We start from the raw sequence: 12,123 nt of genomic DNA, 5'->3' as shown, positions 1-12,123 counted from the left end.
GGGCCACGCGCGCTAGCCGCCGGCCTGGGTCAGGAAATCGAACAGCTCGCCCGCCGTGGGCCGCATGTGCGCGCGGTCGCGCGCGCAGACATAGAACTGCCGTTTTGCCCAGGCGTCCCGCAGCGGGATCTTGACCAGCCCGAGCAGGGCCAGATAGGTGTCGGCGATGGGTTCCGGCATGACGGCGATACCCAGGCCCTCGCGCACCATGCGGCAGCGCGCCTCGTAATTGGCCACCTGGATCTTGACGTTCAGCGGTCCGGTCAGCGTGGGCCCGACCAGCTCCATGAAGGCCTCGAAGGAGTGGCGCGGGAAATAGCCCAGGAAGTCGTAGGCGCGGGCGTCGTCCAGGTGCAAGGCGCCGGCGCCGGCCAGGGGGTGGCCCAGCGGCACGACCAGGACCACGCGGTCGCTGCGGTAGGGATGGGACACCACGCCGGGCGCCGCGCCGACCGCATGGTAGATGCCGATATCCACTTCCTGGTCGGACACCATGCGGGGGATATCGCCGCTATAGGCCTCCACCAGGTCCAGGCGCGACCGCGGGCTGACCGCCTGGAAGGCGCGGATGTCGCTGGGCAGGAACTCGATAATGGCGGACCGGTTGGCGGCCAGGCGGATCTTGGGGATGCCGTCCGGCGAGAATTCCTCGCAAAGGTCCTCCAGCGTGCGCACGCTGGTCAGGATGGCCTTGGCCTTGTGGTACAGCGCCGCGCCCGCCGGGGTGGGCTCGACACCGCGATTGTGGCGGACCAGCAGCGCGGTGCCGATCTGGCGTTCCAGTTCGGCGATGCGCTTGCTGGCGGCCGAGGTAACCAGATGCTCGCGTTCGCCCGCCTTGGCCAGGCTGCGCTCTTCGATGGCGGCCACCAGCGTCTGCAGGGCGGATAGGTCTATCTTCATTGCCATGACGGCCCGGCGGCGGTGCCCAGGCCCAGTTTCCATGGGCCCGAGTGTACCCGGGGCGTCGCGGCATGCCTTGGGGGCACGACGGGCAGGGGCTCTTGACCTTGCCCGGCCGGCCTGCCCGACGATGCGAGCGCTGTCCCGCCGGCCAGGCGGCGTGGCCGCCACGGCCGGCGGCGGCGCGCGAAAGGGGCGAGACGCCGGGCTAGAAGTCCACCGCCACGGACAACTTGACCGTGCGCGGGTCGCCCTGGACCAGATAGCCGCCGTTGGCCGAGGACCAATAGCGCTTGTTGGTGACGTTCTCCACGCCCAGGCGCCACACGACGTCGTGCCGCTCGACCTTCATGGCATAGCGCATGCCCAGGTCCAGGGTCGTCCACGGCTTGACCTTCTGCGTGTTGGCGGTGTCCAGGTACTGGGAGCCCGCGCGGGTCACCCGGCCCTGCAGCGTCAGGCCGGGCACCCAGGGCAGGTCCCATTCCGCGTTCAGCACGGCCGTGTAGTTCGGCACGCCGACGGCGTCGTTGCCTTCGGTGTCCGGGTTCTTGGTATCGCGCAAGGTGGCGTCGATGAAGGAGACGCCGCCGATCAGCCGGACGCCGCGTACCGGTTCGCCGAAGACGTTCATTTCGACGCCGCGGTTGCGCTGCTCGCCCGCCACCGAGAAGATTCCCGTCACGGGGTCGGTCACGCCGGTGGGCTGCTTGATCTCGAACAAGGCCAGGTTGGCGCCATAGCTGCCCATGTCCAGCTTTACGCCGACTTCGTTCTGCTTGGATTTGGATGGCGCGAAAGTCGTATTGGCGTTGACGGCGGTGGTCGGCGCGGTCAGGCCCTGCTGCAGGCCCTCGATGTGGTTCGCGTAGAGCGACACCTGTTCCCACGGCTTGACGACCAGGCCATATACCGGGGACGTGGCGGAATCGTCGTAGTGGCTGTCCTCCACACCCGTCATCGCCGAGTAGGTCGTCGTCTGGATCTTCTGGTGGCGCGCGCCCAGGGTCACGAAGACGCGGTCGTCCAGGAAGGACAGGGTGTCGGACACGGAAACGCCGGTCATGCGGTTGCGGCCGGTGACATACGGGTCATCGGAATTGCCGAACGGCAAGGTGGTCGCCGGATAGGGGACGGAGGGCGTGTCGTAGAGGTCCGTGGCGAAGCTGGACCCGAAGGTGTAGGCGGCTTTTTTCTTCAGGTAGGCCTCGGAGAACGCGGCGGTCACCGAGTGCTTCAGCGGACCGGTATCGAACTTGCCGCGCACGCCGCCCATCATGCCGAAGGTATCCGACTCGTACGGCACCACATCCAGGCGGCTGGCGGTGCCCACGCCGTCGCCGTCCACGGTCAGCGACGAATACGAGCCTTTCTCGCGCGCATGGTTGCCGCCGATCGCGGCGAAGGCGGTCCAGCGGTCGGTCAGGTCGTATTCCGCGCGCAGCATGCCGAAGGTGTTCTCCGTCATGGAGTACGTCCACGGCTGCGCGTAGTTGTGCCGCGCGGATGGCGGATCCGGGATGTCCTGGCCGGGCAGCACCTGGACCATGGGTCGCCCCTGGCTGGTGCGCTGCTTCTGGTAGCCGACGTCCAGCGAAGCACGGAACCGGTCGCCCCGATAATCCAGGCCCACCGAGCCGAAAGTAATGCGGTTGCCGACGTCGTCGATGCCGGTATCGCCTTCGCGCTGCAGGGCGTTCACGCGGATGCCGAACTGGTTGCTGGCGCCCCAGCGCCGGCCGATATCGGCGCTGACGCCGCGCTGCGACGAGGTGCCGTAGTCCACCGACACGCGGGTCAGCGGATCGTCGCCGGCACGCTTCGGTTCGATATTGACCATGCCCCCGACCGCGGAGCCGCCGGGCGGCACGCCGTTCAGGAAGGCGCTGGGGCCCTTGAAGATCTCTATCCGTTCGGCGCCCTGCGGCGAGATGATCTGCCGCGGCATGACGCCGAACAGGCCCCCATAGGAGATATCGTCGCCATACAGCGGGAAACCGCGCACCACGAAGGACTGCGCGTCGTTGCCATAGCCGCGCGTGACCTGGACGGACGGATCGTTGCGCAGCACATCCCCCAGCGTGCGGGCCTGCTGGTCTTCCACCAATTGCGAGGTGAAGCTGGTCACGCTGAAAGGCACGTTGGCGGCATCCTGTTCGCCCAGGATGCCCAGGCGCGCGCCCTTGGCGACCTGGCCGCCGGGATAGACGGGCGGCAGGGTATCGCCCTCCGTGATGGCTGTCCCGGTCACGGAGACCGGCGCCAGGGTGGTCACGGGCGGCGTGGAGGCGCCGGCACCCACGGTCCCGGGCTGGGCGGCCGCCGGCGGCGTCGCGGACGCCTGGGCCCAGGCGGCGGCGGGCAGGGTGGCGCCGGCGGTGGCCAGCGCGGCCCACGCCAGCTGGAGCGCGAGCGCCAGGGCGGAGGGCGCCGGGCGGGCGATGGTCGAAGCGGAGCGCGCGCTGGACGGCGATGCAGGCCCGGGCATGGGCGGTTGCGGCGCGTGATATGGCATGGAGAAATCCCTTGGAGGCTGATGCTGCCCGGCGCGGCGTCCGGGCCATGTCGATCCGGCTACATGCACGCCTGGCATGCGAACACGATTATTCGCAAAAGAAACTAAACGTTTACATAAATGCGAAGTATTCGCATTATCAATAATATGTCTTCGACATGCAACATGGGCGTGGCGGGGCAGCCACGCCGCCAAAATGAAATCGCCCGCCGGCGTGCGGTAAGCCACACGGCGGCGGGCGAGCCCATCGGCCAGGCCCGGCGCGATGCCGGGCCTGCTTCAGCCGGGGATCAGACTTCCACGACGTCGGCGACGTCCTTGTAGTCGTCGATCTTGTCGAAGTTCAGGTACTGGTAGATCTTGTCGCCGTTCTGGTTGACGACGCCGATGTCGGCCATGTATTCCTCGCGGGTCGGGATGCGGCCCAGCTTGGAGCAAATGGCGGCCAGTTCCGCGGAGCCCAGGTACACATTGGTGTTCTTGCCCAGGCGGTTGGGGAAGTTGCGGGTGCTGGTGGACATGACCGTCGCGCCTTCGCGTACCTGCGCCTGGTTGCCCATGCACAGCGAGCAGCCCGGCATTTCGGTGCGCGCGCCGGCGGCGCCGAAGGTCCCGTAATGGCCTTCCTCGGTCAGCTGGCGGGCATCCATCTTGGTCGGCGGCGCGACCCACAGCTTGACCGGGATATCGCGCTTGCCTTCCAGCAGCTTGGACGCCGCGCGGAAGTGGCCGATATTGGTCATGCAGCTGCCGATGAACACTTCGTCGATCTTGGCGCCGGCCACGTCCGACAGCGTCTTCACGTCGTCGGGGTCGTTGGGGCAGGCGACGATGGGTTCCTTGATGTCGGCAAGGTCGATCTCGATGACCGCGGCGTATTCGGCGTCGGCATCCGGCTCCAGCAGCTGGGGATTGGCCAGCCAGGCTTCCATGGCCTGGATGCGGCGGCGGATCGAGCGCTCATCCTCGTAGCCGTTGGCGATCAGCCACTTCAGCATGACGATGTTGCTGTTGATGTACTCGATGATCGGCTCTTTGTTCAGGCGCACCGTGCAGGCCGCGGCCGAACGTTCGGCCGATGCGTCGGACAGCTCGAAAGCCTGTTCGCATTTCAGGTCCGGCAGGCCTTCGATTTCCAGGATGCGGCCGGAGAAAACATTCTTCTTGTTCTGCTTTTCGACCGTCAGCAGGCCCTGCTTGATGGCGTACAGCGGGATCGCGTTGACCAGGTCGCGCAGCGTCACGCCGGGCTGCATCTTGCCCTTGAAGCGCACCAGCACCGATTCCGGCATGTCCAGCGGCATGACGCCCGTGGCGGCGGCGAAGGCCACCAGGCCCGACCCCGCGGGGAAGGAAATGCCGATGGGGAAGCGGGTGTGCGAATCACCGCCGGTGCCCACGGTGTCGGGCAGCAGCATGCGGTTCAGCCAGGAGTGGATGACGCCGTCGCCCGGCTTGAGCGAGATGCCGCCGCGCGTGCTCATGAAGGCGGGCAGCGTGTGGTGCGTCTTGACGTCCACCGGCTTGGGGTACGCGGCCGTGTGGCAGAAGGACTGCATCACCAGGTCGGCCGAGAAGCCCAGGCAGGCCAGGTCCTTCAGTTCGTCGCGGGTCATGGTGCCGGTGGTGTCCTGGCTGCCCACGGACGCCATGCGCGGCTCGCAGTAGGTGCCGGGACGCACGCCCTTGCCCTCGGGCAGGCCGCAGGCGCGGCCGACCATCTTCTGCCCCAGCGTGTAGCCCTTGCCGGTGTCGACCGGGCTGACGGGCAGGCGGAACAGGGTGGAAGGCGGCAGGCCCAGGGCTTCGCGCGCCTTGGCCGTCAGGCCGCGGCCGATGATCAGCGGAATGCGGCCGCCGGCGCGGACTTCGTCGAACAGCACGTCGGACTTGACCTGGAACTCGGCGATGACCTTGCCGTCTTTCAGCGCCTTGCCTTCGTACGGGCGCAGTTCGACGACGTCGCCCATGTTCATTTGCGACACGTCCAGTTCGATGGGCAGGGCGCCGGCGTCTTCCATGGTGTTGTAGAAGATGGGCGCGATCTTGCCGCCCAGGCAGACGCCGCCGAAGCGCTTGTTGGGCACGTAGGGGATGTCCTGGCCCGTGAACCACAGCACGGAGTTGGTCGCCGACTTGCGCGACGAGCCGGTGCCGACCACGTCGCCGACATAGGCGACCAGATGGCCTTTTTCCTTGAGCTGGTTCAGGAACTTGATGGGACCGACCTTGCCGGGCTCGTCGGGCTCGATGCCGGGACGCGCGTTCTTGAGCATGGCCTGCGCGTGCAGCGGGATGTCCGGACGGCTCCACGCATCGGGAGCGGGAGACAGGTCGTCCGTGTTGGTTTCGCCGGTCACCTTGAAGACCGTCACGGTCATGCTTTGCGGCACTTCCGGGCGCGAGGTGAACCACTCGCCGTCGGCCCAGCTTTGCAGCACGGCCTTGGCGTTGGCGTTGCCCTTGTCCGCCTTTTCCTTGACGTCATGGAAGGCATCGAACATCAGCAGCGTGGTTTTCAGGCCGTTGGCGGCGATGGCGCCCACTTGCGCATCGTCCAGCAGTTCGATCAGCGCGCTGATGTTGTAGCCGCCGAGCATGGTGCCCAGCAGTTCCGTCGCCTTGGCGCGATCGATCAAAGGACACGATTCCTTGCCCAGGGCCACGGCGGCCAGGTAGGAGGCCTTGACCTTGGCGGCGTCGTCCACGCCGGCCGGGACGCGGTGCGTGATCAGGTCGAGCAGGAAGGCGTCCTCGCCGGCGGGCGGCGCCTTCAGCAGTTCAATCAGGTCGGCCGTCTGCTGGGCCGACAGGGGAAGCGGGGGGACGCCCAGTGCCGCGCGTTCGGCGACGTGTTGGCGATAGGTAGCAAGCATGGATAGCCCTGGTCGTGGTTGGGGGAATATCGGCGGGGATTGTAGTAGCGCGCGGCCGCAGCGGCAAGGGGTCTTATATCTTATATAAGAGTATGCGGCCACGGCGCAACGTCCAGGCGTAGGGCAGACAGCCCAGGGCCCGGCTGGTTCCGGCCGGGGCCTTGTCCGTCGGACGCGCCAGGCCGCCCCCGGAGACCAGGGCGGCCAACCGGCGACGCCCCCTGGCCCGGGGTACGTGCCGCGGCGGCGCGCGCGGACCGCGCATCCGCCGGGGCAATCCGTCACGGCACGCCATCCGGTGTTTAATAACGGGGTTCCGACCCGCTTTTCCGCCACACGTGTTCGCGGTACGCCGCGCCCCGCCGTGCCGCCATCCGTTCCGAGGTGTCCATCATGTCCGTCCCGTCCTGCACCCAGATCGTCCTGGCGGCGCGTCCGCAAGGTGCCGTGCGCGCCAGCGACTTCCGCCAGGAAACCGTGCCCCTGGCCGAACCCGCGGAAGGCCAGGTCCAGCTGCAGGTGCTTTATCTGTCGCTGGATCCCTACATGCGCGGCAGGATGGACGAACGGAAATCCTATGCACCGCCGGTGCCGCTGGGACATGCGATGGAGGGTGAATCCGTGGGCCGGGTCATCGCCACGCGCCATCCGGACTACGCCGTGGGCGACATCGTGCTGGCCCGCACCGGCTGGCGCAGCCATGCCAATGTGGCCGCCGCCGGCCTGCGCAAGCTGGATCCGGCCGCCGCGCCCGTCAGCACAGGCCTGGGCGTGCTGGGCATGCCCGGCTTCACCGCCTACAGCGGCCTGCGCTTCATCGGGCAGCCCAGGACTGGCGAAACGGTCGTGGTGGCGGCGGCCAGCGGACCGGTCGGCTCGCTGGTGGGACAGCTGGCGCAGATCCAGGGCGCACGGGCCGTCGGTATCGCTGGCGGGGCGCGGAAGTGCGCCCACGTGAAGGACGAATTGGGCTTCGACGCGGTCGTGGACCATGGCGATCCGGACTTCCCGGCGCTGCTGGCGGACGCCTGCCCGGATGGCATCGACGTGTATTTCGAGAATGTCGGCGGCGCGGTATGGCAGGCGGTATTGCCCCTGTTGAACAAGTATGCACGCGTACCCGTGTGCGGCCTGATCGCGCAGTATGACGGCGCCCCGGCGCAGGGACCGGACCGGTTGCCCGCCACCATGCGCGAGGTGCTCTCCCGCAGCCTGACGCTGCGCGGCTTCATCAATACCGAATTCGCCGCGCACTATCCCGACTTCCTGCGCGAGGTCGGCGAGGCGGTGGCCAGCGGCCGGATCCGCTATCGCGAGGATATCGTCGATGGCCTGGAAAACGCGCCGCGGGCATTCATGGGCATGCTGAAAGGCGCCAACTTCGGGAAGCTGCTCGTTCGTGTTTCCTGATTGGTGCATGGTTCTATCGCGCCGGACGACGGTTCCGGGCTGGCGCCGGGCCTCCGTGGCGGCGGTCCTGGCTTGCTCGCTGCTCCTGTCGGGCTGCGCGACATCGCCGCCGCGCAATCCGGACGACCTGTGCGCCATCTTCCGCGAGAAGGACGACTGGTACGAGGCGGCCCTGGACGTGCAGAAGAAATGGGGCGTGCCCGTGCAGGTGCCCTTCGCCATCCTGTTCCAGGAGTCCGGCTTCCGCTATGACGCGAAGCCGCCGCGCGATTATCTGCTGGGCTTCATCCCGTGGGGGCGGGTCAGTTCCGCCTATGGCTACGCCCAGGCCAAGGACGAGACCTGGGACGACTACGTCAGCCAGAACAACCGGTGGTTCGCCAGCCGCGACGATTTCGACGACGCCATGGACTTCATGGGCTGGTACATCGACAAGACGCAGAAACTTACCGGCGTCTCGAAGTGGGACGCCTACGGGCAATACCTGGCGTATCACGAAGGCTGGAGCGGCTATCGCGCCCGCAGCTACAACCGCAAGGCCTGGCTGATCGGGGTCGCGCGCAAGGTGCAGGCGCGCGCCGATCGTTTCCGCCAGCAATATGCCGGCTGCAAGGACGAGCTGGATTCCGGCATCTGGCCCTTCTAGGCCGGCCTATCCCCGCGCGGGGCCCGGTTCCGCGGCGGGCGGCTCGCCCGCCGGACGCGACGGCGCGCTGGCCGAGATCCCCGGCAACAGCGACGGCGGCGCGGCCACCAGCATGGTGGGCGGCTTGCCCAGGCCGATGTTTTCCGCCGCCAGCCGTTGCAGGATCTCGAACAGCAGCGCGCTGCGCGTGCCGTAGGCCTGCCGCGGCGAGCCGACATAGCCGGTCGCATTGAACATCAGGTTGCCGGCGTCGATGCCGTCCAGGTAGACGTTGGGCGCGGGCGTGTCCAGCACGTCTTCGTGGTCCTTGAAGGCGGAAAGAATGATTTCGCGCGCCTTGGCGGCATCCGTGCCCAGGGGCATGGGCAGCTTGACCTGCACCAGGCCCAGCGGGTTCGCGTGCGTGACATTGCGCACGGTCTTGGTGATGAATTCGGAATTCGGCACGATCACGGTGGAACGATCGCTCATCTGGATTTCCGTGGCGCGTACGTTGATGCGGCGGATATCGCCTTCGACGCCGCCCAGCGACACCCAGTCGCCCACCTTGACCGGCCGTTCCGCCAGCAGGATCAGGCCGGAGACGAAGTTCTGCACCACCGCCTGCAGGCCGAAACCGATACCCACCGACAGCGCGCTGGCGACCCAGGCAACCCGTTCCAGCCCGATGCCCAGCGCCGACAGCGCCAGGCCCACCGCGACCACCACGCCGACGTAGCCGAACAGCGTGGTGGCGGATGTCTGCATGCCCGGATCCAGCGTCGTGGTGGGCAGATAGCGCTTGATCAGCCAGCGTTTCAGGATGCGCACGGCCAGCAGGCCGCCCAACAGCACTAGCAGGCCCTGCACCAGGGCCGCCGGGCGCAGCTGCACCTGGCCGACGGACAAGCCGTTCAACAGCTGCTCGGCGCGCTGCAGCAGTTCCACCGGGCCTTCGGCGAACTGGCCCAGCACCATGATGAAGGCGATCAGCCCGATCAACACGCGGGCCGCCCCGGACAGCACGACGGCCGCCTGGTCGCGGATGCGGGGTTCCTGGCTGCGTTCCTGGCCATCGGCCTCGCGCCTGGAGACGCCCAGCACCGACATGAAGAAATCGTCGACCAGGACCACCAGCAGATAGGCCGAGCTCAGGACGATCAGCGTCCACACCACCTGCTTGGCGGCGAAGTTGCCGAAGGCGACGTAGCCGGTCAGCACGGCGATCAGCGCGATGGCCAGTACGATCCAGGTCACGCTGACGCTGATCAGCAGCGAAAGCCGGCGGGGCGGCGCCCGGCCGGTTTCCGGATCGCGCAAGGCCGCGCGGCGCGCGCGCTCGAGCCGCACCAGCCCGACGGCGGCCACGGCGATCAGCAGGAAGGCCACCAGGCAATTGACGGCGATGGCCGTGCTCAGGCTGGCGTTGACCGAAACGGGCAGGGTGTCCAGTACCCATACCACGACCACCAGCGGCCCCAGCACGTGCGGAAACCAGCGCATCTTCTCGGCGATCGCGTCGGGAATGTCCGGCAGCCGCCAGGAGGGCCGGGACGGCGAGAGCAGCGCCAGGCCCAGTCCGGTCACATAACCCCCCAGGCACAGGATCCCGGCGAACCCGGAGACCAGCGCCTGCGTGGCGTCCGGCAATTGTCCCTGCCAGTCCAGGCCGATATAGATCAGCTGCCCGATCAGGCCCGGCGCCAGGGTGGCCACCAGGACGACAAGCAGGGCGTGGAACGAGCGCCGCAGGCGGCCCGCCGGCACGCGCGTGGCCGTGAAGCGGCGCACGACGCGGGCCGCCAGCGCGGACGCCACGATAATCGCCGCCGCCAGCAGCACCAGCACCATCCACACCCACGCCGGCGTGCCCGCCACCGCGGCCACCAGCTCGTCGCGCAGGCTATCGAAGCGGCTGAGATCGCGCGGCAGGTCGTCCTGCAGGTCGTTGCGGAATTGCGTGGCCAGGATAGAGGGCCGCCGTTCGCCCAGCCGCGCCTGGAACTGCGACCTGCGCATGGTGGAGACCAGTTCGGCGGTCTGCACGCCTTCGACCGATAGCAGCCGGGCCAGCTTGATCTGCGCATCCAGCGTCGACCGGGTCTTCTCCAGGTCGGCGCGCTGCGCCGCGACGTCGTGCGCTTCCTTGCCGGTATCGCCAGCCGGTCCCAGTTCGGTCAGGCGGGCCTGTACGGAAGTCAGGACAGGCGCCAGCTTTTCCGCGATGGCGTCGGCCTTGGACTGGATATCCAGGGCCGCGGCCCGCCGGCGCAGGAGTTCCGCGTCATCGGTCTGCTCCGCGAGATTCTTGCGCAAGGCTTCCATTTCCTTGCGCGCGGCATCCAGGGCCTTGTCGATTTCCTGCGACGTCGAAGGCGCCTGGGCGTGGCCCGGCACCGGTAGCACGGTTATGGCCAGGAACAAGGCCAGCAGCAGGCGCGCCGCCAGGGCGGTAAAGGAAAAAGCAGGGGGCAAGGCGAAAAAACGCATCGGGGCACTGCAAGTCAAGGACGCCGGAGCATAACGCGAGGCCGTCCCACCCGCTGCAACAAATTATGCGTGCGGACGGGCCCGCCTATCAGGGTTTGCCCGCTTCTGGATACAAATATATTTGGGATATCTTAGATGGTTGTATACAACGCCATACGCGCGACACCTGCGCGCCGGCGATACATCCGACAAGGGGAAGCACGCCATGCAGCGTCGCGAATTTCTGAAGCACTCGGCCGTCCTGGCCATGGGCATGGCGGGCGCCGGGCGGCTCTCGCTGGCGTCCGCGCAGTCATCGGGCTCGTTGGCGATGATGACCTGGGGCGGCTTGTGGGGCAACGGCATGGCGCAATACGTGGATGCGCCCTTTGCCAAGCAGACCGGCTACACGATCACGCAGGACCGCGGGCCCACGCCCGTCGAACGCGTGACCAAGCTCAAGATCAATTTGTCCAACCAGCCCTACGACCTGGTGCAACTGCATGATGGCGTGGTCCCGCTGGCCGAGTCCCAGGGCGTGCTGGAGACGCTGGATCCCGCCTCGCCCAACCTGTCCTTCCTAAAGGACATCCCGGACCGCTTCAAGCGCCCGGGCTGGGTCGCCATGATCTATTCGGCGCTGGGTATCGTCTACAACCCCAAGGAAGTGAAGAACCCGCCGCGCAGCTACGCGGACCTGTGGCGTCCGGAGTTCCAGGGGCGCATCGTGCTGCCCGAGATCACCCACTCCATCGGCCCGTATGTCATTCCCATCGGCGCGATGGCGGCCGGCAAGGACCCCAAGGACGAGAAGGCCGGCTTCGACATGCTGCGCAAGATGGTCAAGCTGGATCCCATCTGGGCCAAGGACACCGACACCATCATGAGCTCGCTGCAAACCGGCGAGGCGGTGGTGGGGCTGCTCTATAAATCGCAGACCTACACCGTGCGCGAGAAAGGCGGCCAGGCCGAATGGGTGTTCCCTGCCGAAGGCGCGATCTCCTACCTGGCCGGGACCGGCATTGCCAAGGGGACCAAGCACAAGGCCCTGGCCGAGCAGTACATCAATATGACGCTGAACCCGGAATACCAGACCTGGGTCGCGAAAGTGTTCAATTACGCCGGCTCCAATCCGGCCATGCTGAAACTGCTCAGCCCGGAGATGCAGCAACGCGTGCAGTTCTCGGACGCCGAGGTGTCGCGCATCATCGACCTGGACCAGGCATTCATTTCCTCCCGGCGCGCGGACTGGACCGATCAATGGAACCGCGTCATCAACGGCGCCTGAGGGCGCTGCCCGCCTTGTCGTCCTGCTGAGCGGCGAT

Annotated in this window: 7 protein-coding genes; 3 read left to right on the top strand and 4 right to left on the bottom strand. The window is 67.4% G+C overall.

All coding sequences use genetic code 11. The annotated features are described in order from the left end of the window. Positions 1 to 12 precede the first annotated feature (12 nt). The 3 genes from BAU06_RS18490 to acnB all read right to left on the bottom strand — a co-directional run bounded on the left by BAU06_RS18490 (position 13) and on the right by acnB (position 6,294). Entirely contained in the window at positions 13 to 903 is an 891-nt protein-coding gene (locus tag BAU06_RS18490; RefSeq protein WP_335617489.1) for a LysR family transcriptional regulator, read from the bottom strand. A gap of 208 nt (positions 904 to 1,111) precedes the next feature. Beyond that, positions 1,112 to 3,391, bottom strand: a complete 2,280-nt coding sequence (locus BAU06_RS18485; RefSeq protein WP_082993742.1) for a TonB-dependent receptor — start codon at positions 3,389 to 3,391, stop codon at positions 1,112 to 1,114. Positions 3,392 to 3,708: 317 nt separating this feature from the next. After that, positions 3,709 to 6,294, bottom strand: coding sequence for a bifunctional aconitate hydratase 2/2-methylisocitrate dehydratase (gene acnB / locus BAU06_RS18480; protein ID WP_066353341.1), 2,586 nt, complete (start codon positions 6,292 to 6,294; stop codon positions 3,709 to 3,711). Between the two features lie 393 nt (positions 6,295 to 6,687). Here acnB and BAU06_RS18475 point away from each other — a divergent pair, with 393 nt between their 5' ends. Both BAU06_RS18475 and BAU06_RS18470 read left to right on the top strand, forming a co-directional pair. Continuing rightward, a complete protein-coding gene (locus BAU06_RS18475; protein ID WP_066353340.1) occupies positions 6,688 to 7,704 on the top strand; it encodes an NADP-dependent oxidoreductase in 1,017 nt (338 codons plus the stop codon). Positions 7,705 to 7,711: 7 nt separating this feature from the next. Continuing rightward, a complete protein-coding gene (locus tag BAU06_RS18470) occupies positions 7,712 to 8,350 on the top strand; it encodes a transglycosylase SLT domain-containing protein (RefSeq protein ID WP_066353339.1) in 639 nt (212 codons plus the stop codon). Between the two features lie 6 nt (positions 8,351 to 8,356). Here the strand turns inward: BAU06_RS18470 and BAU06_RS18465 are convergent, their stop codons facing one another. Next, positions 8,357 to 10,819, bottom strand: coding sequence for a DUF3772 domain-containing protein (locus BAU06_RS18465; RefSeq protein ID WP_066353337.1), 2,463 nt, complete (start codon positions 10,817 to 10,819; stop codon positions 8,357 to 8,359). 205 nt (positions 10,820 to 11,024) lie between these two features. Here BAU06_RS18465 and BAU06_RS18460 point away from each other — a divergent pair, with 205 nt between their 5' ends. Continuing rightward, positions 11,025 to 12,086: an ABC transporter substrate-binding protein gene (locus BAU06_RS18460; RefSeq protein ID WP_156770278.1), complete on the top strand. Its 1,062-nt coding sequence runs from the start codon at positions 11,025 to 11,027 to the stop codon at positions 12,084 to 12,086. Positions 12,087 to 12,123: the final 37 nt, after the last annotated feature.

Origin of the sequence: Bordetella bronchialis (assembly GCF_001676705.1) — a bacterium.
In the GTDB taxonomy this organism is placed as follows: domain Bacteria; phylum Pseudomonadota; class Gammaproteobacteria; order Burkholderiales; family Burkholderiaceae_B; genus Bordetella_C; species Bordetella_C bronchialis.
This window is presented reverse-complemented; position numbering and strand designations above follow the sequence as displayed.